Origin of the sequence: Flavobacterium sp. XS2P24 (assembly GCF_030010285.1) — a bacterium.
Classification (GTDB): domain Bacteria; phylum Bacteroidota; class Bacteroidia; order Flavobacteriales; family Flavobacteriaceae; genus Flavobacterium; species Flavobacterium algoritolerans.
Window position 1 is genome coordinate 28,440 of record NZ_JASCRU010000005.1, and the last position, 25,478, is coordinate 53,917.

A 25,478-nucleotide genomic window follows, 5' to 3' on the forward strand; every position below is an offset into this window, starting at 1 on the left:
TGCTTAAAAAATAACTTACAGAAGTTCTTTTTCAAGCAATTGAATTCAAGGACTTCTAAATGTAAAAACAAAACAAATAGAGTTTTTCCTGTCATAAATAAAAATAATTTATAACTGGAGAAGATTAGTGTCAAGTTTAATCTATAGTAAGGGTATCTTTGTGTCTTTTACTAAAAAAATGATTGTTTTCAGCTTTAGATTATATGATTTCCACAAATTAATTGGGAGAAAAATAATCTTGTAAAATCTTTTTAATCTCTGGCAATAGCAACACAGTTACTTAGAGGATAGTTAAATCATATAGTAATTTGAGGATCATAAAGAAGTTTATCGCTTTAGTATTTTTTTAAACTAGCTTTATTCTTGTAATTTTGTACCCTTAAACTTTACACTTGGAAGCAGCTATAACAATCACCGATACGCATACACATTTATATTCAGAGGAATTTGATCAAGACCGAAACGAAATGATTCAACGAGCTATTGATGCCGGCGTTTCCCGTTTTTTTATACCTGCAATCGATTCTTCCTGTACCGAATCGATGTATGAATTGGAGAAAAATCATCCCAATACTTTTTTCTTAATGATGGGGTTACACCCAACGTATGTAAAAGACAATTATCTGGAAGAATTGCAACATGTGGAAAACGAATTGGCGAAAAGAAAATTCTATGCAGTGGGCGAAATTGGGATTGATTTGTATTGGGATAAAACCCATTTGCCTCAGCAACAAATCGCTTTCAAAAGGCAAATCCAATTGGCAAAACAATATAAATTACCTATTGTGATTCATTGTCGTGAAGCTTTTGATGAAATTTTTGAAATTCTGGAAGAAGAAAAATCAGATGATTTATTCGGGATTTTCCATTGTTTTTCAGGAACTTATGAGCAGGCATTACAGGCGATTTCGTATAATATGAAATTAGGAATTGGCGGAGTTGTGACTTTCAAAAACGGAAAAATCGACCAGTTTTTGAATCAGATAGATTTGAAACACATTGTTTTAGAAACGGATTCCCCATATTTAGCACCGATTCCTTTTAGAGGAAAAAGAAACGAAAGTAGTTACATTGTTAATGTTGTAGATAAGTTAGCGCAAATTTATAGCCTTTCGGCAAATGATATTGCGGCAATAACAACGGAAAATTCTAAAGCTATTTTTGGGATTTAAAGTAGAATTTACCTTATTTTGATATTTTTTTTGTTCATTTGTCCACACAAAAATTGAGAACCAAAATGCAGAAATTTGACGCTATTCGGCCTTTTTATGATTCCGAAATAAACGAGGCACTTCAAGATGTCATCCATCATCCAATGATGAAGGCATTAATGAATTTTACTTTTCCGGATGTTGCAGACGAAGTTTGGAAAGAACAACTCAAAAAAACGCATTCCATTCGCGACTTTCAATGTAATTTTATTTATCAATCGGTTCAAAAAATACTAGAAAAAAGCTCGGAAGGTTTGACTACTTCTGGTTTTGAAAATTTAGAACCCAATACTTCGTATTTATTTATTTCGAATCATCGAGATATACTTTTGGATACCACTTTATTAAATTCGGCCTTGTTTGAACATGGTTTAGTGATGACTGCATCAGCCATTGGAGACAATTTAGTAAAAAAATCTTTTTTAAAGACATTAGCAAAACTGAATCGTAATTTTCTGGTACAACGTGGCTTGACGCCAAGAGAAATGCTGCAAAGTTCAAAGCTATTGTCTGAATATATTGGAAACTTATTGCAGCATGAAAACCGTTCCGTTTGGATAGCACAACGCGAAGGAAGAACGAAAGACGGTAATGATGCCACTAATCCAGGTGTTTTGAAAATGCTGGGAATGGCTTCTGATGAAAAGAATTTGATGGATTATTTCAAGAAAATCAAAATCGTACCGGTTTCTATTTCGTATGAATATGATCCAACGGATGCTTTAAAAATGCCCCAACTGATGGCTGAAGCCAATAATGAAATCTATGTTAAAGAAAAAAATGAAGATTTTATGACCATTCTTAGTGGAGCTTTGGGTCAGAAAAAAAGAATTCACATTCATATAGGTAAAGTTTTGGACACTGAAATAGATGCCATCCAAGTTGAAAACGATAATTCTAACAAGCAAATAGTAGCCTTGGCACAAGTAATTGATGATGCAATATTGAGTAATTATAAGTTATGGCCAACGAATTTTATTGCGTACGATATTGTAAACAAGATTGACACCCATTCGCATCTTTATACAGAAAATGAAAAATCACTTTTCGAACGCAGATTAGAAATGCGTATCGATGAGGAAAATCCAATTGCATTACAAGGATTTTTGGCAATGTATGCAAATCCGGTTATGAATAAATCAAAATATCACGATGTTATCTAAAGCTAAAATACTTTTAATTTATACCGGTGGAACCATTGGTATGAGAAAAGATTTTGAAACTGGAGCGCTCAAGGCATTCAATTTCAGTAAATTATTGCATAGGATTCCAGAGTTGAAACAATTGGATTGTGAGATAGAAACTATTTCTTTCGAAAACCCAATTGATTCGTCGAATATGAATCCTGAAAAATGGGCTAAAATCGCGACGATTATCGAAGAGAACTACGTTTCATTTGATGGATTTGTGGTGCTTCATGGATCAGATACGATGTCGTATTCGGCATCGGCATTGAGTTTTATGCTAGAAAATTTATCGAAACCAGTTATTTTCACAGGCTCACAATTGCCAATAGGAGATTTACGTACCGATGCAAAAGAAAATCTGATTACCGCCATTCAAATTGCGTCTTTGCGAAACAATGATGCACCGGTTATCAGTGAAGTGTGTCTTTATTTTGAATACAAGTTATACCGAGGCAATAGAACCACAAAGATTAATGCGGAACATTTCAAAGCATTTACGTCTCCAAATTATCCTGAATTAGTTGAATCAGGAGTTCATTTAAAATTAAACCCGGAATTATTTTTGGCTAACAGCCAAAATAAAGAATTCAAGGTTCATAAAAACTTAGACAATAACGTAGCAATTATAAAAATGTTTCCGGGTATCAGCGAAGCAGTTTTAGCAGCTATTTTAGATATTCCAGATCTTAAAGGAATTGTTTTAGAAACCTATGGAGCAGGAAATGCACCTACTGAAGATTGGTTTTTGAACTTATTAAAAAAAGCAATTGGTAGGGGTTTGCACATCATCAATGTTACACAATGTTCCGGCGGAAGCGTGAGTATGGGGCAATATGAAACCAGTACAGGGATGAAAGAAATAGGTGTGATTTCAGGAAAAGACATCACAACCGAAGCTGCTATAACCAAATTAATGTATTTGTTAGGTCAAAAAATAGCTCAAAAAGACTTCAAAACTATTTTTGAAACTGCTTTGCGAGGAGAAATAGCATAATAGTTAGATTTTACTTTTCTAACTCATTTTTTTTATGGTTATTTGCAACCTCAAATAAAATAGAGAGGTGTCCGAGTGGTTGAAGGAGCTAGCCTGGAAAGCTAGTATGTGGGTAACTGCATCGTGGGTTCGAATCCCATCCTCTCTGCAAAAAAACTAATGCTTCCTGAAAGGGAAGCATTTTTTGTTTTATAGCGTGGCAAACTTTTTAGTTTGTCTAAGCTATAAAACAAAAAAGAATCTGGCATGAAATGCCTTGCATTAATTTTTATGTGAGACGCCCTTCTTGGGATCAACGATGTTAATCTCTTTCTCTCTGCAGTGTCATTTGATTTTCAGTGTGTTACGATTTTTTCACCCAGTTTCACACCCAGAAAACGATATTTGATCGAAGTTTTAAATAAAAAACCAACTGCTTCAGTTGGTTTTTTTATGCTGTTTTGAATCTTAAAAGGGCTAGCAAATTTTAGTCTCTTGTTAATATTTTCTGTTTTCCTTAACTTGATATCTACTACGTGTTAACTTATTTCTCTTTTGTTAACATGACAATACAAATATGTTTTAGTGCAATGGAATTAATTAAGGTAAATTATTCATAAACCATTCACTATTTATTCCATTGCTCGTAAGATCTGTTTTTAATAATTTCTCTTCCATTTCTGCATCTTTCAAGAGATTTTTGTATATCGTTGTAATCGATAAATAATCCCCGTAATTCAAGTATGGTTTTAATTTTGTCGGACAGTTCATCTCCTGACTGTATATCTCTAGTGTTAATTCTTTCAACAATCTGTTGGTATTCCCTTTCATATTCGCCTCTAATTCTTTTCTCAATATCGAGTTTTGTGAATTCTTCATTTGCTCCTTCATTCGATAAAAACTTTTTTCTAAGTCTGTCAAATTCCTCTTGTTCTTGTCTTTCAAGCTCTGCAAATTTCTGTTCAAACTCTCTTTCTTCGTTCTCAAGTTGAAGTCTTTCTCCTTCAAAATTTTCCTCAAATCCTGATTCTGATTGGATAGATTCCTCGATATATCTCTTTTCTCTTTTAATGCTGTCAAGCTGGTTGCTAATTCTTGCTTCTTTTGGGTCAAATTGTCTTCTAATATCTTCTTCAGCTCTTCCAACTCCTTGTCTAGACTTAAGTTCCCTGTTAACAATTGCTTGCTCAGCTCTAATTGACTCAAGTTTTGCAATATATCTTCCTTCCAAATTAGTTTCTTGTCCCTCAATATCTGTTTGTTCTCCATTATACTCCTCGTATAGCTGTCTTTTAGCATCTTCAAGTGTATGTTCAAATTCGCTTTCCTCTCTCTCAAGGATATCGTACGCTTCTTTAAATCTTGATTCAACTGATTTTCTATGTTGGATTCGTAACTGTTCCAATTGCTCTCGATCTCGCTCTGTATTATCCTTAACTCTTGATAATTCTGATTCAAGTTTTCGTTCAATGTTGCCGTAGTGTTGCGATTCCACACATTTTCTAATTCCTCGTATAATATTCCTAATTTGGTTCGCTCTGCAGGTGACAGATTCTCTGAAAAATCCCATTTCGATTGAATCAATTGGTAATATTGCCTTTGAATTTCTATCGGAAAGCTGAAAGTAGTTGGTGTTTTGTTCGACATGATTAAATACCCATTTTGTGTTTTTAGTGACTAGAAAATTATTTGCAATATTTTCAGGGGAATCTTTCGGTATAGATATTTGAATTGTATCAATTCCCAGTCTTTTTATTTTAGCTTTTTTTTCATCATCTAGCTTATGTGAGACTACAATTTCAATAAGAAGAATTGGTTTGCCATGAATATCAAAGAAGGTTACGTCAGGTCTGATTAATAAATTTTTATTATCTATCTCTGGATTTTTGCCCCAGTGTACCTTAGCGTCATCATCTTCATAAAAAGTTAGTTCAGCTCTAACGGAGTGGGCTTCTATGAATTGGGTTTCTTCCAGTAGAATGGCTTGTGAACCATCGGGGGCGTACTTGTAGAGATTAGGTACTTTGATTCTTTTTGTCCGTTGCAATATATCAATTGCTAGTCTGTGCCGATAGTCCTGATTACTAAATGTACATTTCCTTTCAATTTCTACATCTTTTGCACAATGTCTAAAATAGGACTTATGGTGGATGTTTTTAATTTTGCGTACCGCTTCCATCTCCTCACCACACCCAATGCACCAGTAGCCTTTGCGACCACTTTCGGCCTCAAGGATAAAGATAGGTTCTGCCTTTACGTTTTTAGCATATTCGTTTTGCTCCTTTGAGATTGTTTGTTTATTTTGATTGCTCATTCTTCAAAAACATTTTTAGGTATAAACCAATGTTTGGCAATATCGCTATTAGCACTATTTGGTAATGGATCAGCATTATTTACTTTGAAAAGAGCTGGTATTTGTACAGAACTACCAAAAACTAGTGCGTGTTGAGTTGGTATTGATGGTAGTCGGTATAATATATTTGAGGAAATATGAGGCGTCATTTGCCTGATATGGTTTAAATCATCTGGATTTTGAATTCTATGAACAATAAAATTACTACATTGAGATAATACAGTTTTTGATAATTCACTAGGCCTTTGAGATGATACCATTAGAAATAAACCATATTTCCTTCCTTCTTTTGCTACTCGATTAAAAATTTTATTTGCTTCTCCAAAACTACTGTTTTTATGTTCTGAAATATAACGGTGGGCCTCTTCTAATACGAGGTTAACTGGAAAACTATTTCGAGGTTCAATCATCTTAATTTGATCAAAAATCATTCTTGTTAATACGCAAGAAATAACTTCAATAACATCATCTTCAATCGTATTCAAATCAATAATTGTTATTTGAGTTTTTTTGATTTCATTTGTTTTACCTAAAAATTCATCAATATAATTTTTATTTGAAATATCCTCTGTTTGCTTTGCTAAAAAGTTAAATTCTTTGCGATCTCTTAAGCTCTTATATCTAGTCATCATGGATGAACAGAAATCCCTTATTTGACTATTGCCATGAGCCTCTTCAAATAAAATTGCAAGGTCCAAAGATTGTTCAATTTCATCAAAAGCACAGTGAACAAGGCTAGATGAATATGGGATATCAAAATTTTCCAAATAAAATAACTTCCCAGCTTCTTCCTCTTGTTCTAAATAGCCAATTATCAATTCTTGCTGTGGCATTGTGCCGAAATCAATTCGGAGTGCATTTCTCAGACTTGTGGTTCCTTTAACTATGGTATTTAGGTTAATTTCTGGTGTGTGAAATTTACTTAGAATAGCAATAATTCGGTCTTTAGTAGCAGCTGGACTTGTGCCGTCCCTGAAAATATGCAAAAGACATAAGTATAAAATATGATTTTTAATTTTATTGATATTTCCTTCTTCAGATTTGAACATTTTTAACAAATTGATAGCATTTCTTAAAATAGGAAGTTGGGTTCGCTCACTTGCTTGTAATAAAAGTGCCCATTCATCAATGTTTAAAAACCAATGCGGTAATTTGAAATTGTTATAGTCAACTATCCTTTTAATTTCATCTTTGTATTCGAATGAGTCATTGTTTTTGGTTTCATTGATTGAAAAATATTTAACCTCTACATCGTTATTCTTTAATTGACTAAATGCTTTGTGATATTCGCCATTAACATCAAAAAAGATGAATGATGCACCCACTGCACTATAATTTTTTTTATTAAAAAGAGTTTGAATCATCGAAGAAATAGTACACGATTTTCCGCTTCCGGTGTTGCCTAAAATAGCGGAGTGTGCTCCACAGAAATCATTGATATTTACTTTTACTTTGTAATCGGGAAATATCGTTGAAGTTCCAATTTCAAGTAGTTTAAGTGCTGTTGAATTGTCAGTGCCTTCGATAGGTTCAAAATCATCATTGTATTCAAATATGGTATCTAACTCTTCTTTTTTTATATAAAGTACATCTGTATAAAGCGTTGGGAATATAGAGACACCGTATTTAAATTTTTTTTTCTGAATGGTTCCAATAGGATTAATATCTAAGTATTTAACTGAATTGGACTTATTGAGAATTTGTTCTTTTTCTCCCTGCCATTTTATATCAGAATCTCTTTCTCTAACACCAAAAATCTCAGCTACGATATAAAAATCTTGATAGGGTAGAATAACATAACCATTGATTTGAGCATATTGGTAGATATCTTCAAAACCATTAATGGTGAAATTTATGGATTGATTTAATAATTCAACTGTGAATTTATCGGAGTTGATACTAATTAATTTACCAATTACTCTTTGCTTATCATCTTTAATCATTTCCTCCTACTTTAGCTCTAATAATTTGCTCAATAAGGTTTTTATTGGCCTCTTCTATCTTATCTTGGGTGAAATCTGGAAATAAATCGTTTGCTATAGTTTGAAAAAAATGTAATTCTTTTTCGCCAGCATTTTTTATCTCGCCCATTATATTATCACCTTCGTAGTTTGAACCAATTATCCAAATCCTTGGGTCATTTAAGTTCTTTAGTTTTTCGATATTTTTTCTGGTGATTTCATATTGACCATTACTATAAAAACCTAAATCAGAAAATATTACTAATCTGAATGATGGAATGGTTAGAGCCTGATAAATAATATTATTGATATGCTCATCGCCAAAACTAAAGCCCATAGTTACCAACGTACTTTGCTTTTGAGTAATCCTTTTTTGGAATTCTCTAAATAAATCTGCATATGGAGACCCCAAACTAGCATTTTGTTTTAATGGAGATGGATATATCATGTAATTCGCCTCCTTTTTTAGCTTTTCAAAATCTACATCTTGTAATTCTTGAATACTAAAAAGTTTATTGTTACTATCTTTCTCAACCCAATTTACTGAGCCATGAATCTTAAACAAATAAATAAAACTATCTATAACACTCCATTTTAAAGAGCTAATATCCATTTGTTCTGCAAGTGCATAATTGAAAATTGAAGGATTAAAAAAGCGTTCTATAAAGCCCGAAAAACCATTTGTATAAGAAATCCCCAAGTTATCCATAGCTCTTTCAGAGAACAAGTCGTAATTTGTTGTAAAAACGTTCGGTTTTTGTAAATTACTGTCTCTAAGTGATAATTTTCTGTAAAACTGTCTGTATGTTTCAACAATATTATCGTCTTTACCTTTATTTTTTTCATTTAGGCATTCAAATAAAATGTACTGCTTTGTTTTTAAAATTATCTCATTTAGGTCTGCTAGATCTTGATTAAATGAATCTTCTCGTGCCTCCTTAAGTTTTTCTAAATAAAAACTATAACTATAAAGCGTGCCTAAAAAAGTCTCTAAATTTGATCTAAATGGCTCATTCTTATAATTAATTTTAAATTGCTCTAAAATTTTAATATGCTTAGCTTCAAAAACTTTGTCTCTAAGTAAAATATTTAAATCATCTGAAGGCTCGAAAAGATTATCTGCTAATTGTTTCATCGTAGGAATACCATTTGGACCTAACGAGCAACCTGAGCCAATTAAAAATGATAAGTTCCGAGTATCTAAAATTTTAGACAAATCCTTTTTAATAAATTCAATTGTTTTTTCATAATCCGTAACATTAGAAAGTACGTTTTGATTTCCCTTATAAAAAAAGTGTTTCATATAATGTTGTGAGTATATTGTGTTTTAAATCTCAATCGTATCTATTTCCTTCATAATTCTACTTGTCTCACTCAACGCCACAATAATCTTTTGGTAATGTAGAATATCCTCAAAGGATAATTCTCTTTCTTTACGGTCTTTGAGCCATTTTTGAGCGGGTTGGTAACCACCGATGTAAAAATTCCAAGCGACTTCGGGAACGTTATCAAAATATTGGGTGTCGTTGATATAAACACGCCCCATTGGTTCGGTAGTATCATTATGGGTTATAGTGTCGTTCTCCATTACAAAGTTGCGTTGTTCGTACTTTGGTTTACCTACAATGTTGTCGCCATCTTCGGGATATTGTGTAATGTATTTTTCGGTTACTTCGCTTTCCAGTAAATGGATTTGGCGTAGCTCAGCACCTAACGCTGTCAGGGTTCTAAACCCTGACAGCGTTGTAGGAAACGGAACACGTGGAAAATCAATTTTTAAAAACTCCTTGTATTTTTCTCTATAATTCGGGCTGTGTAATACGGCGTATATGTAATCGAGAATGTCGATTGGGGCGAAGGTGTTGGGGCTTTCTTTGTCGGTATCATCTAACCCTGTCAGAGTTTTGAACTCTGACAGGGTTGTTTTTTCCGAAACAAACCCAATACCCAATTGCTCCGCCATTTGATTCACAATTTCCATGTTTAAATTTGGCGTGCGAACTACCTCATCTAATAAACTTTGCTGGGCGGTTTTTTCTGGGTAAATGTAAAGTGGGAAAATGGATGGAATTCCTTTATAACTAAATTGACATCTATTATCAATGATACTTTTTGTTACTTGGATTATAGACCAATCTTTTTCGGTGGACTGTTTAGCAGTAATTAATCCTATATTTTCACCTTTTAAAAAATGTTGCATTACCTCAATTCTAGGAGAATTTATCCAAAACTCGTTTTTTTCAAATGGTAAAGTATACTGGACATCGAATGGTCTATAGTTTATTGGAATAATTCCTTTTTTATAAGCGTTTTTTAAATCTTCTATTCTTCCTTCTTTAGTCGTTCTTCTAGAATCTTTAATTTGATATTCTTCGAAAGGATTATCCATCGATAAAATTTTCTCGATTGTATTTTTTAATTCTTCTTTTGATTGGAAAATTGATAATCTATCAATTCCTGTAACAATTCCCGTATTATTTAGTTTAAATAATTCATTAACAGAAAATCCATTTTCATATTCATTTCTTCCTTCATCATTTCTCGGGACAAAAAAGTAATTTGGTTTATTAGGAATTAATTCTTTAAAGGAAACCGAACTTAAAAAATTATCAGAAAGAAAATTATATTTTAAATCTCTTTTTCCAAACAAATCATAATGAAAAACTTGTCCTAATTCATTGTCTTTTTTCTTACCAGTTTTTATAAATAAGTTGATGGAAACGCCTTGCATGATATCAAATACATTTTGGTCAACTGAACCATCAATTGCTGTTTCTTTTTTCTTACTATTTCCATGTAAATCTATCGTGTAAATTTTATCAAAACTCTGCATTAAATGCCAACGCATTCCTCTAAATGTAGGATTGTCGAGAAAACCATGAGGATTAATAAATGCTAAAATTCCACTACCGTTTTTATCAATAAAATGTTGTCCGAAACGCATAAATTTTACATAATCATCATTTAACCAATGTTTACGTTCTTTAAAATGTTCTCCATCAACATATTTATAATCTTCAATTAAACTTTGAATCCATTCTCCGTTATTAGATGAAATTCCACTATAAGGCGGATTTCCCATTACTACCATTACTGGTGCATCGCGTTTTATTGCGTTGGCTTGGTCGGCTTCGTCACTCAACCAGCTGCTAAATAAGGTTTGGGTATCAGGGTGGGCTTCTTCTAAACTATTGGTTAGGAAAATTCTAAAACGTTGGTCATCGGTGGGTTTGTAGCCTGTTTCGGTTAACAGCATATCCATTTTAAGGTGTGCCATGGCGTAACTCGCCATTAGTAACTCAAAACCATTCAAGCGCGGGATTAAATCGTTAGTAACATACTTGCTCCAAATGCCTTGTTGTCCTTTGAATTTCTTGTGAATGTGTTTTACCACTTCGGCTAGAAAGGTTCCTGTTCCGGTGGCGGGATCTAAGATTTGTACTTTGTGAACTTCGACTTCGGTTTCAACTTCTACAATTTTAGATTTAGCACCTACACCAGTTTGCGTAACCGCTTTTTTCTTAATTTTTATTTTGCTTGTATCGGCTAAACCTTGTGGCAAGTTGAACTCGGTTTTTAAAATATCATCAACAGCACGTACTATAAAATTCACTACAGGTTGTGGCGTGTACCAAACTCCTCGAGCTTTACGTAAGGCTGGATTGTATTCTCCTAGAAAGGTTTCGTAAAAATGCACCACAGGATCTTCTTGCTTGGTGCTTTTCCCAAAGTTCTTCATAATATCTTCGACATCACTGGCCAAGAAAATAGAAATTAATTCATCTACTATCCAAACCAAGCGCGTATCTAAGTCATAACCTGCTATATCTTGAAATAATTTTCGTAAAAACGGATTGCTTTTAGGTATAAGTGTGGCAGCTTCTTCTCGTGAAAAATTTTCTAATGTTGGGTCATGATAACGAGCAGCAAACATTCCGTAAGCAATGGTTTGTGCATAAATATCGGCGAAAGCTTTATTGTCAATATCATGAATTAGCATTTGCTGAAACGACAACATTTGCGATTTTAGTTGCGAACGGTTGTTGTGTTCATCATCATTGATTAGAGATTTTTCAATAACATCGGCCATTAACTTTGCTTTACCCGCCATCATCTGCGCCAGTTTTGTGGGGCTTTTAATGGTTTGCGAAATGGTTTCGGCAAAGTCTTTTATCAGGTTTTTAAACTGCTCGAAGTTTTCGGGTATAGGAATAATTTCTGCGCCTGAAGAACCACCCCGACCTTCGGTCACCCCTCCAGAGGAGGGGAATTGTAAACGTGCAATTTCAATTTTGGTAACAAATTGGCCATCTTTATAAAAATGGAAATCCATATAATCTGTAAAAATCAAATTTGTTAAACCTGCTTTGTATCGATCAAACTGTTCTTTTAGTTTTTTATCTTTAAGATCTACACCAATATCTTTAGCTTCTACATACCCAACAGGAATGTCCTTACGAGTCAATACATAATCAGGTGCTCCACAAGCCACTCGTGCTGGCTCATTTGTAACTAAAACATCTGGCAAAATGGCCATTAAAAGATTTTGCAAATCCCCACGGTAGGAGTGTTCTCGTGCGTTACCGGTTTGAAATAAAATATTTATTTTATTAATGTATTGTTCAATGGTCATGAAGTGATTTTTTCTTAGTTTGATTTCTGCTTTAAGTACAGTGATCTAATTAAAAACAGTTTTAGAATTGTCGCATCTTATAATTGTGTAATCAATTTTTTGAAGTGGTGACATGTAAAGATGCTTTCGTATAGAATCTGAAGGCTAAATGTAAGAAATTTGCAAGTGAATTTAATAATTTGTTATTAACAAAAAAGGATGCAGCATGAAGCGCCGAGCATTAATTTCTTCTTTTTAAATATCTTTCAACAAGGAATATACCTTTTTGAATTTCTCAAAACTTTGTTCGTAGATTTCTTTATGATTTCTATTTGGCGAAAAGGTTTTTCCAACTTTATTTTCAGTTGGGATTTCAATAGCAGTAGCTTTAAATCCAATCAGAACGGCTCCCCAAGCAGAAGCTTCGATTGTTTCAGCAACGATTACTTTCATTTGAAAAATATCAGCGACCATTTGCAACCAAAGTTCACTTTTTCCAAAACCGCCACTCGCCATTATGGTGATTTTGTGTCTTTCTTCGGGATTTGGAAGTAAGATTTCGGTAATGCTCAATAGTCCAAATAAGATGCCTTCCAGTGTTGCTCTAATCAAATGCGCTTTGGTGTGAAAAATTCGGATTCCTAAAAGTGTTCCTTGAGCAGATGCATCCCAAATAGGAGCTCTTTCGCCTAATAAATAAGGAACAAAAAGTAAACCTTCGGATCCGGCAGGAATGGTTTCAGCCTGTTTGAACAATTCTTCGAAAGATTCATCTGTTTTTAAGATGGATTCTTTCAGCCATTGCAAAACAATTGCGCCATTATTAACCGCTCCCAGTTTCAAATACTGATTGTCCATCAAATGATAACATTGCGTTCGCATTTCCGGATCAATAAAAGGTTTGGCGGCAGGTAAGCGTACTGCGCCGCTGGTCCCAATGGATAACGCCATTCGGCCGGCTTCCATAGCTTCGGTTCCTAAATTTGCCAATACGCCGTCACCGCCACCCAAAATATACTGAAAACCATCGGATAGTCCTTTGGCTTTGTGGGTTGGACTAACAATGGTGGAAAGCTGGGATGCTGCTATTTTCAAATAATCTAAAATATCCGATTCCCATTGTAGGGAATGAATGTTCATTAAACCTGTACCTGATGCCATCGAGGAATCAATTACATATTCGCCAGTAAGATGATGCCAAATGTATTCTTTGATACTAATGAATTTATACGTTTTAGAAAAATTTGGCGCATCGTGCTCCTTTAACCAAGCAATTTTGGTCATGGGTGAAAAGGTATGAATGGGAATTCCTGTTTTTTGATAGAAATTTTTTCCTTGTTCGGATTTTTTTAATCCTTCGGCTAATGCATGCGCTCTATTGTCGGCCCAAATAATGGCATCAGTTAGCGGTTTTCCATTGCTGTCGATTGCTATTATACTTTGCATAGCTGAACTAAAACTGATGAACTGAGGCTTAATCCCTTTTGTTATTTCTTGGATGCATCCTAAAACAGCCACTAGAATTTCATCGGGTTTTTGAATGCTCCAATCGGCTTTCGGATGGTACATAGAATAGGATTGACTACATTCCCGAATCACTTTTCCGGTTCTGTCAAAACACACGGCTTTTGTTGCTGTGGTGCCAATGTCTATTCCAATGTAAAATAACTTCATTTTCTTTAGTTTAATTTGGATTATGCGACTAGTAAATTAAGCAATAGTACGCCAATCAATCCCATCACTCCAATGATGGTTTCCATAACGGTCCATGTTTTAAAGGTATCCGAAATACTGATTCCGAAATACTCTTTAAACATCCAAAATCCCGTATCATTTACGTGAGAGCACATTAAACTTCCGGCTCCAATTGATAAAACCATCAATTCTGGACTTATTCCTGAGCTTACCACTAAAGGTTGTACAATTCCTGCCGCAGTTAATCCCGCAACAGTTGCTGAACCCAAAGCTATCCTGATAATTGTAGCCACAAGCCAGCCCAATACTAACGGAGAAAGTGTAGAAGTTTCGAAAAAAACAGCTAAATCAGTACCAATGCCACTGTCAATCAGTACTTGTTTGAAAGCGCCTCCGGCCGCAATAATCATAATAATCATAGTTGCTGAACTCAGTGCCGAACTGGATTTGTCCATAATGTCCTGCATCTTTCGACCGCGATTGATGCCTAAAAAAACAATGGCAAACAATACCGCAAGAAGCATAGAAGTGGTTGGACTTCCAATAAATCCAAGAATCTGACGTATAGAAGATATTTCTGGTAAGGTCAACTCGCTTATGGTAGCCATAGCCATTAAGATAACAGGAATCAGAGCCGTTATAAAACTGATCATGAAAGAAGGGATTTCGTTTTCAGCGAATGTTTTACTTTCGAATAGTCCTTTGGGTGGATTAGCGACAATCTTCTTAATGAATTCTGGAAAAACAATTCCCGCAATCAATAAAGTAGGAATGGCAATTATCAATCCGAATAACAGCGTTTTGCCAATATCAGCCTTGAAAATTACCGCAATGGCTGTAGGTCCGGGATGTGGTGGCAAAAAACCATGAGTTACCGAAAGTGCAGATGCCATGGCAATTCCAAGATAGATTATAGGCTGCTTCGTACTTTTTGCGACAGCGAAAACCATTGGAATCAAAATCACAAAACCGGCATTGTAAAACATCGAAATTCCTACAGCAAAACCCGTAAGTAGCATCGCCCATTTGATGTGTTTCACTCCAAAAGATCGAATCATCACTGAACTTATTCGTTGTGCTGCGCCACTGTCTGAAAGGATATTTCCCAATATAACTCCAAGTGCAATAATCAAAATTAAAGAACCTAGTGTGCTGCCAATTCCTTGTTGGAGGGAATTTAGGATGTCAGGAAATAGCATGCCTTTGGCAATTCCCACAAAGAAAGAAGCGATAATTAAGGAGATGAATGCATTGAGTTTTACTGCGGATATCAAGACAAGTAATAAAAGGATACTTGCAATTAGGATTAATATGGACATAGACGGAATTTGATAAATTAGAAATCAAGTAATGGGTGTCAAATCGAGCGCAGTCGAGATTATTTTTAAATGGAATAAAAAAATCTATTACTCATTTTTTTCGACTGCATGGCCGCCAAATTCATTGCGAAGTGCCGCTACCACTTTTCCGGAGAACGTATCTTGCATCTGGGAACGGTAACGCATCATTATTGACAACGCAATAACCGGAGTAGGAACGCCTAGATCTAAAGCGGTTTCCAGTGTCCATTTTCCTTCGCCGGAAGAATGCATGATTCCTTTGATACTGTCTAATTTAGGGTCTTTCGAAAAAGCATTTTCGGTGAGTTCCATTAGCCAACTGCGTACAACGGAACCGTGATTGAACAGTTTGGCTGTTTTTTCGAAATCTATGTCAAATTCAGAATGCTCAAAAACTTCGAAACCTTCAGCAATAGATTGCATCATTCCGTATTCGATTCCGTTATGAACCATTTTTGTGAAATGTCCGCTTCCTGCTGCACCAGTATAAAGATGTCCGTTTTCGACAGAAATATCCTTGAAAACTTGTGCTACATATTCAAATACGGCTGGTTCTCCGCCTATCATTGTACAAGCACCATTCAACGCTCCCGAAGTTCCGCCTGAAGTTCCACAGTCTAAAAAGTCAATACCAAGTTCCTTGAGTTGGGAATAACGGCGTTTGGAATCTTTATAGTTAGAGTTTCCGCCGTCAATGATAATGTCGTTTTTTTCTAAAAAAGGAAGCAATGAAGTGATTACTCCATCTACAATTTCTCCTGCAGGAACCATTAACCAAATCACTTTTCGATTGTTTAATTTTTGACATAACTCTTTAACAGAATGTGCCGTTGTAATTCCTTCCTGACCGATTTTCTCTACGAAGTCAGTATTGACATCTTGGGCTACTACGTCGTAACCATTTCGCTGTAAATTAAGGGCAAGGTTGAAGCCCATTTTTCCTAATCCTATAATTCCAATTTGCATGGTTGTATTGTTTTAAGTCTGATTTGAAGACGTTTTTGAGTAATCGTTAAAATTTTTAAAGTAAAAATATTGGTTTTAATTTTTTAACAAGCAATTTATTCGAAAAATATTAAACTTGTTGGATTCAATATGTTAATTATTTTTTTGAGGTTTTGTATCGACTCATTTTTATGAAAGTTTATTTGTTGTCATAATCTATAAGAAAACTATCAAAATGGTATATTTGTAACGTTATAATGAGAATTAAAACCTGAAATGTGTTTTAAACAACCATTGAGCAATTTAAATCCAAAACAATATGCGAATTTTTCTTAGTTGTTTTCTTCTTTTATCGGTTTTGAATGTTTTTTCACAAGAAAATACAACAACTGAAAATGCTCCGGAAATAAAGGTTGATTCCTTGTATAGAGAGGATCAGTTTTATTTTGCAATAACGTATAATACCTTGATGAATAAGCCGTCCGGGGTGACGCAAAGTAAGTTTTCTTCGGGGCTGTCGGCAGGTTTTTTGAGAGATATGCCCATTAATAAAAAACGAACTGTTGCTATAGCTTCCGGTATTGGTTTTTCATATAATAATTACAATCAGAATCTAGCCATTTCTTCACCTGCAGGAACGCCGGTATATACTATTATCGATTCGGATATTGCTTACGATAAAAACAAATTCTCTCTGCTTTCTGTTGATGTTCCTCTGGAGTTCAGATGGAGAACTTCTACTTATGAAAGTCATAAATTTTGGAGAATTTACGGAGGATTTAAGCTGAGTTATTTGCTTTATGACAGATCTATTTTCAATAGTGCTGATGGGAAAGTGGTAGTGACGGGAAATCAAGATTTCAATAAATTTCAGTATGGCGCTTATATTTCATCGGGTTACAATACAATTAATTTATACGCCTATTACGGTTTGAATTCGCTGTTTAAATCTGCTAAAGTCAATGACGAATCGGTTGATATGAAATCACTGAATATTGGAATTATATTCTACATTTTATAACCACAGCACTAACAAAAGCAACTGAGGAACTGCTCCGAACATAAAACCTATAACCAATTCTTTATTGGTGTGTGCTTTCATTTCTAATCGGGAGGAAGCCACAAAACCATTAAGGAGAATCAGAACAGCAATTGTAAATGTGTTTTGAATTTGAAGGTGCAAACTCAATCCAATTATAAAAACCGTCAAGGAACTGATTGCTATCATGTGAAGGCTCGCTTTTATATTAGCAAACAAAAGAATAAGCGCCAATATAGTGCTCAAAAGTGCGCCTAAAAGAAAAAAATGCAACTCAGGATATCGGTCTATTGTTATGCTTTTTTTTACCAATAAAATAAGCAAAAAGCAGTGAAGTATTAATGGGATTTTGCGTTGGGATACTTCGGCAAGCATTATGGAATCTATGTTTCCTGCCGTGCGTAATAATAAAAACACCAAAGAAGGCAGAATTACCGTTACCACCAGAACTTGAAACAAAACAAATAGTTTTTCTTGACTTACAAAATCAGCACCGCTAAAATAAAGGTAAAACAACGTAGCCATTGCCGGTATGAATATCGGATGGAAAACATAGGAAAACAATGGGAGGATTTTTTTCAAAACGTTTGATTTTTATCTAAAAACAAATATAAGTAATCTGTCAAAATTAGTAAAGCTAATGCTATTGTTTCTTTTTTGTTCTACCGGATGTTTTGTGAAACATATTCTATTTTATAGTTAAATCATTAAGAAATTAAGTTTCATTAATCGCTACTTCTTAATGAAACTTAATTTCTTAATGGTTTGAAATTTTTTTTTAAATTTTCCACAAAAAAGCCAATAAGCCATTTTTCTTAAATAAACGGAATTGGGTATAATTATAGTGTGTCTAAGTCATCGTTTTGAAAAGAAGTGTTATTTTTGAGGAAGTTTTATAATAGCGAACTATTAAAAGAATAATTTCTATACCAGAAATCTACTCCAAACTCTTTCTAATTCCATGAGCCAGAAAATCTTAAAAAGTATTCAAAATATTCCTGCTACATTCATTGGTAACAACGCTAATTTAGCCATAGATGCTATTGCTATAGACAGTCGTTCTTTGCAAAACGGACCGCAGACTTTGTTTTTTGCATTGGTCGGAGCCAATAATGACGCCCATCAGTACATCAAGGATTTAATTGCAACTGGCGTTCAGAATTTTGTGGTTACCCATATTCCTGAAGAATGTGAAGGCAAAGCTAATTTCTTTGTTGTCGAAAATACACTAACCGCTTTACAGCAATTTGCGGCAAACTATCGCAGTCTTTTTGATTTTCCTATTATTGGATTGACCGGAAGTAACGGTAAAACGATAGTTAAGGAATGGCTTAATTTTTTATTGAGTCCGGATTATAACATTATTCGAAGTCCAAAGAGTTACAACTCACAAATTGGTGTTCCGTTGTCAATAATTGCAATCAATGAGCAACATAATCTTGGGATTTTTGAAGCCGGAATTTCTACCCATTCCGAAATGGAAAAACTGCAGAAAATAATCAAGCCTACGATTGGGATTCTTACCAGCATTGGTTCTGCACATGATGAAGGTTTTATAAGTTTAGAGAATAAAATAAGAGAGAAAATTACCCTTTTTGAAGATTCAGAAGTGGTTATTTATCAAAAAAACGAAATGGTTGATGCCATTATTTTTCCAAAAACAAATGTGTTTACTTGGAGTTTTGACTCACAAGAAGCGGATGTTTTTGTCTATAATGCAACGATAAAAAACGACACCACCACCATTCAATACCGATATAAAGGAGATTCATTCAAACTGATAATTCCTTTTCAGGATAAAGCATCTGTTGAAAATGCGATTTCCTGTTTGATGGTTTTATTGTATTTTAAATACGATGAAAAAACCATTCAAAATAGAATGGAATTGTTGTACCCGGTAGAAATGCGTTTGAAAGTCAAGAACGGAATCAACAACTGCAGTATTATTGATGACAGTTACAGTTCCGATTTTCAGTCGTTGAAAATAGCGTTGGATTTTCTCGAAAGTCAAAAGCAATACAAGAAGAAAACGGTGATTCTTTCGGATATTTTTCAAAGCGGTTTGTCTAATGACGAATTGTATGCTAAAGTTTCCCAGTTGATTGTTTCTAATAAAATTGACCGCGTTATTGGGATTGGAGAAACCATTTCAGCATTTGAAAAAAAGTTTGCCAATTGCATAACGTATAAAAATACAGCCGAGTTTATATCAAAATTTGATGATTTGAATTTTGCCAATGAAACCATTCTAATCAAAGGAGCGAGAACGTTTCAATTTGAGGAAATTGTCTCTTTGTTAGAAGAGAAAACCCATGAAACTGTTCTGGAAATCAACCTGAATGCGATTAGTCATAACCTGAATTTCTTTAAATCAAAATTGAAGCCGAATGTCAAGATTATGGTCATGGTCAAGGCTTTCGGATATGGAAATGGCGGTTTTGAAATTGCTAAATTACTGGAACATCACAAAGTGGATTATCTGGGTGTGGCTTTTGCCGATGAAGGAATTTCGCTGAAAAGCGCAGGAATTCATTTGCCTATTATGGTTTTAAATCCTGAAACGACCAGTTTTTCTGCGATTATTCAACACCAATTAGAGCCTGAAATTTATAGTTTAAAAGGACTTCATGCGTTCCTTAAAATTGCCGAACAAAAGAATTTAAATCAATTTCCGATACACATTAAGCTCGACACGGGAATGCATCGTTTGGGTTTTGAGAACAATACGATTGATGATTTGATAGCGACTTTAAAAGGAAATCAAACCGTTAAAGTAAAAAGTATTTTGTCACACATGGCCACAAGTGATGACCTGGAATTCAAGGATTTTGCACATTCACAAATAGATTTATTCGAAAAATTATCGTCTAAATTGATGTCAGAATTACGAATAAAACCACTCCGACATATTTTGAATACTTCAGGAATCAGTAATTATCCGGATTCACAATACGACATGACGCGCTTGGGAATTGGTCTTTATGGAGTTTCGAATGATGCCGAAGAACAAAAACACCTTGAAAATGTGGGTACGTTAAAATCCGTGATTTCACAAATCAGAAGTATTGCCGCCGGTGAAAGTGTGGGTTATGGCAGACGATTCATTGCGGAGAAACCCACAAAAATAGCCACAATTCCTATTGGATACGCCGATGGTATTTCTAGAGCTTGGGGAAATGGTTTAGGTTTTGTAACGATTAAAAAATCAAAAGCATCCATTGTTGGCAGTATCTGTATGGACATGCTGATGGTTGATGTTACTGACATAGAATGTTCAGAAGGTGATCAGGTAATTATTTTTGGCGAATACCCAACAGTAACTTATATGGCACAAAAACTAGACACAATTCCTTATGAAATTCTGACCAGTGTTTCTCAACGGGTAAAACGTGTATTTTATCGATAATTATTAATTTTTTGTATAAAACATTAAAAATATGTTAAAATTTAATTAGTTTAGGCATAAATTTTAACAATCTAAAAAAAAAATTATGGGATTTTTCAGTGATTTCAAAGCTTCTTTAATGAAAGGAGATGTTTTAAGTTTGGCAACTGCAGTTGTTATTGGTGGTGCATTTGGTAAAATCGTGGGTTCTGCCGTCGATGATGTTATTATGCCAATTGTAGGTTTGCTAACTGGTGGAATTGATTTTACCCAGAAATTCGTAACCTTAGACGGAAATAGTTACGAAACGCTGGCTGCTGCTAAAACTGCCGGTGCCGCTGTAATTACTTATGGAAACTTGGTACAGGCGATTATTAATTTTATCATTATTGCTTTCTTTATTTTTGTTGTTTTAAGAGCTGCTGAAAAAGCTAAAAAGAAAGAAGAAGTCGCTCCTGCTGCTCCAGCAGGTCCTACTCAAGAAGAATTATTGACTCAGATTAGAGATTTATTGAAAAAATAATTTCCGCTACATTATATATTCTAATTTATCCTGAATTAATTTCAGGACTAAACCGCTTCGTAATTGAGGCGGTTTTTCTTTAAAATTTTGTCTAAAACAGTAGGGGCTATTTTACCATTAAGAAATTAAGATACATTGAGAAGCACTTTAAAACTTAATCTTCTTAACTTCTTATATGGTTCAAAAATTATATAGAACGTTATTTCACAAGCTTTACCATTCAAAAAAATTAGTACTCGAAACAATTTTACTTTCTTTTTTCATGTTTTTCAATCAAATGTTATAAATTTAACATTTTGTTATTTTTTGTTAACACCCTTGTTTTGATTTCAATATTACTTACTTTTGTACTTCAAATTTAATATTCAATAATATAAATATAAGATGAGAATAGCAGTTGTAGGCGCTACCGGAATGGTTGGCGAGGTAATGTTGAAAGTTTTGGCAGAAAGAAATTTCCCTGTAACAGAATTAATTCCGGTTGCTTCTGAGCGATCAGTGGGTAAAGAAATTGAATACAAGGGTAAAAAATATAAAGTAGTGGGCATGCAAACGGCAGTAGATATGAAAGCGGATATTGCTTTGTTCTCTGCAGGTGGCGATACGTCATTGGAGTGGGCTCCAAAATTTGCGGCAGCAGGAACAACTGTAATCGATAATTCATCGGCTTGGAGAATGGACCCAACCAAAAAATTAATCGTTCCGGAAATTAATGCAACTGAATTGACTGCAGCAGATAAAATCATTGCAAATCCTAACTGTTCTACGATACAAATGGTGTTGGTTTTGGCTCCTTTGCACAAAAAATACAACATCAAACGTGTAATTGTTTCTACCTACCAATCCATCACTGGAACAGGTGTAAAAGCAGTGCAACAATTGGAAAATGAATACGCAGGTGTTCAAGGTGAAATGGCGTACAAATACCCAATTCACAGAAATGCGATTCCACAATGTGATTCTTTCGAAGAGAATGGATACACTAAAGAAGAGATGAAACTGGTTCGTGAAACCAAAAAAATCTTAAGTGACAACACGATTGCCGTTACAGCAACTGCAGTTCGTGTGCCAATTGTAGGCGGACACAGTGAAGCGGTAAACGTAGAATTCTCGAATGATTTTGATGTAAATGAAGTGAGAAACATTTTGCATCATACCGATGGAGTGGTGGTTCAGGATAATAATGATACTTATACGTACCCAATGCCAATGTATGCGCAAGGAAAAGATGAGGTTTTTGTAGGTAGAATTCGTCGTGACGAAAGCCAGGAAAACACATTGAATATGTGGATTGTTGCAGACAACTTGAGAAAAGGAGCAGCGACAAACACAATACAAATAGCAGAATATTTGATTGCAGCCAAATTGGTATAAATCAAATTTTATTTTAAAATGAAACCATTTGTTTCGCAAAAATATATTTTGTGAGACAAATGGTTTTCTTTTTTCCTGTTTTTGTTACCTTTGGCTCGAATGAAAAAGAATAAACTCATACTAAGTCTTTCTCTGGTTATTACAGTATTGTTTTCATTGCTGTTCCAGTCATTGCATACGTATGAGCATTTGGCAAAACAGCTTTCCCAAAAGCAATGCCACCATAAATACAATGTTACAGGTACGGAGATAACGCACCAACACCACAAATTAGAGCACTGTTTTGTATGTGAATTTGCTTTAGGCAGTTACATAACTCCAAAAGATTTCTCCTATCAATTGTATTCCAGTATTGAAGAAATCCCTTATTTTTTTACTGCAACGGAAACCATTATTTCGTTTTCCGGCAGTTTGTATTCCCATCGCGGACCACCTGTAAATAGTTTAAGCTGAATTTATTTCAGCTTCTGCTGAATTTATTTCAGCTTCTGCTGAATTTATTTCAGCTTCTGCTGAATTTATTTCAGCTTCTGTTGAATTTATTTCAGCACGTTTCACACGTTTTATTTACTAAATAATTCCGGTCTCGGTTCCCTCTCCTTTGGAGAAAGCTGACAGCAGGAATACTACAATCATTTTCAATGAAAAAATTTATCATAGCCCTATTCTTGGGGTTTTCGGCGATGCTTCAAGCACAAAATACCCTTTCAGGAACCGTAACTGATTTAAAAAACCAACCCCTAAAAGGCGTTTCGGTATATGCATCAGAATTGCATAAAGGAACCACTACAGATGAAAACGGAAAATACACACTTTCCAATCTTCCAAATAGAAACTTAAAAATCAGCTTTACATTCGTAGGATTTGCAACCCAAAATAAAACCATAAACAGTCTTCAAAAAGAAAACACACTTGATATAATCCTTGAAGAAGCAATTTTCGAAATGGATGAAGTTATTGTTTCTACCGCTTTCAATAAAATACAATCACAGAACGTGATGAAAGTGGAGCATGAAAGCATCAAAAATTTGCAAAGAAAAGGAACTGCCACTTTGATTGAAGGATTAGCAACTATTCCCGGAGTTTCTCAGGTTTCTACCGGAACATCTATCGGGAAACCGGTGATTCGTGGTTTGAGCGGCAATCGTGTTTTGGTGTATTCTCAAGGTGTTCGAATAGAAAATCAACAGTTTGGTGACGAACACGGTTTGGGATTGAACGACTCAGGAATAGAAAGCGTTGAGGTAATAAAAGGACCTGCTTCGTTGTTGTACGGTTCCGATGCTTTGGGTGGTGTTTTGTATTTTAACCCCGAAAAATTTGCTGATGCGAATACATTTAAAGCGAACTTCAGTCAAAAATATTTCTCGAATACTGAAGGAAGCAGTTCTTCTTTAGGTTTGAAAACATCTACAGACAACTGGAAATTCATGGCTCGTGGAAGTTACAACACGCATTCTGATTATAAAATTGCCGAGGGTGACCGAGTGACAAATACTCGTTACAATGAAACTGATTTCAAAACAGGAATTGGTTACAGTAATGCCAAGTTCTCAAGTGTATTGCGTTACAATTACAATGAATTGGATTTAGGAATTCCGGAAGATGGTCCCGAAGCGTCGGGAGCAGACCAATCGACGAGTAAGAAAACCGGATTTCCAAAACAAGGCGTTTTCAATCATTTATTGAGTTTAAACAATGTTTTCTTTTTCGAAAAATCAAAACTGGATCTTGATTTGGGTTATGTTGCCAATGATCGAAGTGAGTTTGAAGACAGCAATGTGGCCGTTTTACATATGAAATTGAAGACTTTCAATTACAACGCAAAATACCATTTGCCAAAAATGGGAAAAATAGAAACCATAGTGGGAGTTCAAGGAATGTACCAAACCAATACGAATTCAGGAGAAGAATATTTAATTCCGGATGCTGTTACGAATGATTTTGGTATTTTTGGAACGGCTAATTATGAGTGGAATTCCAATGTGTTGCAAGCAGGATTGCGTTTCGACAATAGAAAAATTACTACTGATGCGCAAGGAATTGCAGGCGAAGAAGGCTCTTTTGAAGCCATCGATAAATCATACGACAGTTTTAATGCGTCGTTGGGTTATAAAACCAATCTGACTGATGATTTGACGTTGCGTTTGAACGTTGCTTCTGGCTTTAGAGCGCCAAATCTTGCCGAATTAACTTCCAATGGAGTGCATGAAGGAACGAATCGCTATGAAGTAGGAAACAGTGATTTAGAAACCGAGCAAAACGTGCAAACGGATTTAAATTTAGAATACAAAACGGATCATTTTGAGTTTTTTGTAAACGGATTTTACAATCACATCAATAATTATATCTACACTTCTCCAACAGGAGCAGTGATTGACGAAAATGCTGTTTTTGATTATATTCAGAATAACGCCAAATTATATGGAGGTGAAGTTGGACTGCATTTTCACCCGCATCCATTGGATTGGTTGCATTTTGAAACCAGTTTTGAAACCGTGACCGGCGAAAAAGAATCCCGAAGCGTCGGGAGAGATTACTTGCCGTTAATCCCTGCTAACAATTGGAACAACACCATTAGAACCGAATTCAAAATCAAGAAGTGGTTGGAAGATGGTTTTGCAACTTTGAATGTTTCCAGTACCTTCAATCAAAAAAATGTAAGCGGATTTGAAACAGCATCGAATGGGTATAACTTAGTAAATTTAGGTTTTGGCGGAACTGTAAAATTGGGTAAAACCGCTTTTGACGTCAATATCAACGGGAATAATTTATTTGATAAAAGATACATTGCGCATCTTTCCCGTCTAAAAACAGATGGTATTCCAAACATTGGAAGAAACATCGTTTTAGGTGTGAATTTTAATTTGTAATTCATTT

17 protein-coding genes and 1 tRNA gene are annotated in these 25,478 nt (G+C 34.7%); 10 read left to right on the plus strand and 8 right to left on the minus strand.

The features are described 5' to 3' along the window. The first annotated feature begins 404 nt into the window (after window positions 1-404). From QLS31_RS05770 to QLS31_RS05785, 4 genes are all read left to right on the plus strand, one after another. Window positions 405-1,172, plus strand: a complete 768-nt coding sequence (locus QLS31_RS05770) for a TatD family hydrolase (RefSeq protein WP_282743171.1) — start codon at window positions 405-407, stop codon at window positions 1,170-1,172. 65 nt (window positions 1,173-1,237) lie between these two features. Next, window positions 1,238-2,374 (plus strand): 1-acyl-sn-glycerol-3-phosphate acyltransferase, encoded by a 1,137-nt coding sequence (locus tag QLS31_RS05775; RefSeq protein ID WP_282743072.1) that lies wholly within the window; start codon window positions 1,238-1,240, stop codon window positions 2,372-2,374. Beyond that, window positions 2,364-3,392, plus strand: a complete 1,029-nt coding sequence (locus QLS31_RS05780) for an asparaginase (protein ID WP_282713526.1) — start codon at window positions 2,364-2,366, stop codon at window positions 3,390-3,392. The genes QLS31_RS05775 and QLS31_RS05780 overlap by 11 nt, the downstream gene beginning before the upstream one ends. 61 nt (window positions 3,393-3,453) lie before the next feature. Continuing rightward, window positions 3,454-3,540 (plus strand) — tRNA-Ser (locus QLS31_RS05785). Between the two features lie 459 nt (window positions 3,541-3,999). Here QLS31_RS05785 and QLS31_RS05790 read toward each other — a convergent pair. The 7 genes from QLS31_RS05790 to gnd form a co-directional block, all read right to left on the minus strand. Next, the gene (locus tag QLS31_RS05790) at window positions 4,000-5,685 is read right to left on the minus strand and encodes a hypothetical protein (protein WP_282743073.1); all 1,686 of its coding nucleotides are present in this window, start codon (window positions 5,683-5,685) and stop codon (window positions 4,000-4,002) included. Then, window positions 5,682-7,667, minus strand: a complete 1,986-nt coding sequence (locus QLS31_RS05795; protein ID WP_282743074.1) for a DUF87 domain-containing protein — start codon at window positions 7,665-7,667, stop codon at window positions 5,682-5,684. The genes QLS31_RS05790 and QLS31_RS05795 overlap by 4 nt, the downstream gene beginning before the upstream one ends. Continuing rightward, on the minus strand, window positions 7,660-8,988 hold the full coding sequence (locus tag QLS31_RS05800; protein ID WP_282743075.1) for an SIR2 family protein: 1,329 nt from the start codon (window positions 8,986-8,988) through the stop codon (window positions 7,660-7,662). The genes QLS31_RS05795 and QLS31_RS05800 overlap by 8 nt, the downstream gene beginning before the upstream one ends. 24 nt (window positions 8,989-9,012) lie before the next feature. Continuing rightward, window positions 9,013-12,318, minus strand: coding sequence for a type ISP restriction/modification enzyme (locus QLS31_RS05805; RefSeq protein ID WP_282743076.1), 3,306 nt, complete (start codon window positions 12,316-12,318; stop codon window positions 9,013-9,015). A gap of 234 nt (window positions 12,319-12,552) precedes the next feature. Beyond that, window positions 12,553-13,971 carry a gluconokinase gene (locus tag QLS31_RS05810; RefSeq protein ID WP_282743077.1) on the minus strand — a complete coding sequence of 473 codons (1,419 nt, stop codon included), beginning with the start codon at window positions 13,969-13,971 and terminating at the stop codon, window positions 12,553-12,555. Between the two features lie 20 nt (window positions 13,972-13,991). Next, a complete protein-coding gene (locus tag QLS31_RS05815) occupies window positions 13,992-15,311 on the minus strand; it encodes a gluconate:H+ symporter (protein WP_282743078.1) in 1,320 nt (439 codons plus the stop codon). An 87-nt stretch (window positions 15,312-15,398) separates the two neighbouring features. Beyond that, window positions 15,399-16,298: a phosphogluconate dehydrogenase (NAD(+)-dependent, decarboxylating) gene (gnd, locus tag QLS31_RS05820; RefSeq protein WP_282743079.1), complete on the minus strand. Its 900-nt coding sequence runs from the start codon at window positions 16,296-16,298 to the stop codon at window positions 15,399-15,401. A 298-nt stretch (window positions 16,299-16,596) separates the two neighbouring features. Here gnd and QLS31_RS05825 point away from each other — a divergent pair, with 298 nt between their 5' ends. After that, on the plus strand, window positions 16,597-17,298 hold the full coding sequence (locus tag QLS31_RS05825) for a porin family protein (protein WP_282743080.1): 702 nt from the start codon (window positions 16,597-16,599) through the stop codon (window positions 17,296-17,298). Here QLS31_RS05825 and QLS31_RS05830 read toward each other — a convergent pair. Continuing rightward, complete coding sequence (locus QLS31_RS05830) at window positions 17,293-17,898, minus strand: hypothetical protein (RefSeq protein WP_282743081.1); 606 nt, start codon at window positions 17,896-17,898, stop codon at window positions 17,293-17,295. The two genes, QLS31_RS05825 and QLS31_RS05830, sit on opposite strands and share 6 nt — an antisense overlap. Window positions 17,899-18,277: 379 nt before the next feature. Here QLS31_RS05830 and QLS31_RS05835 point away from each other — a divergent pair, with 379 nt between their 5' ends. The 5 genes from QLS31_RS05835 to QLS31_RS05855 all read left to right on the plus strand — a co-directional run bounded on the left by QLS31_RS05835 (window position 18,278) and on the right by QLS31_RS05855 (window position 25,471). Then, complete coding sequence (locus QLS31_RS05835; RefSeq protein ID WP_282743082.1) at window positions 18,278-20,722, plus strand: bifunctional UDP-N-acetylmuramoyl-tripeptide:D-alanyl-D-alanine ligase/alanine racemase; 2,445 nt, start codon at window positions 18,278-18,280, stop codon at window positions 20,720-20,722. Window positions 20,723-20,807: 85 nt separating this feature from the next. Then, on the plus strand, window positions 20,808-21,224 hold the full coding sequence (gene mscL / locus QLS31_RS05840; RefSeq protein WP_282743083.1) for a large conductance mechanosensitive channel protein MscL: 417 nt from the start codon (window positions 20,808-20,810) through the stop codon (window positions 21,222-21,224). Between the two features lie 384 nt (window positions 21,225-21,608). After that, the gene (locus tag QLS31_RS05845; protein WP_099713746.1) at window positions 21,609-22,598 is read left to right on the plus strand and encodes an aspartate-semialdehyde dehydrogenase; all 990 of its coding nucleotides are present in this window, start codon (window positions 21,609-21,611) and stop codon (window positions 22,596-22,598) included. A 99-nt stretch (window positions 22,599-22,697) separates the two neighbouring features. Continuing rightward, complete coding sequence (locus tag QLS31_RS05850) at window positions 22,698-23,051, plus strand: hypothetical protein (protein WP_282743084.1); 354 nt, start codon at window positions 22,698-22,700, stop codon at window positions 23,049-23,051. A 188-nt stretch (window positions 23,052-23,239) separates the two neighbouring features. Continuing rightward, the gene (locus QLS31_RS05855) at window positions 23,240-25,471 is read left to right on the plus strand and encodes a TonB-dependent receptor (protein ID WP_282743085.1); all 2,232 of its coding nucleotides are present in this window, start codon (window positions 23,240-23,242) and stop codon (window positions 25,469-25,471) included. Window positions 25,472-25,478 lie beyond the last annotated feature (7 nt).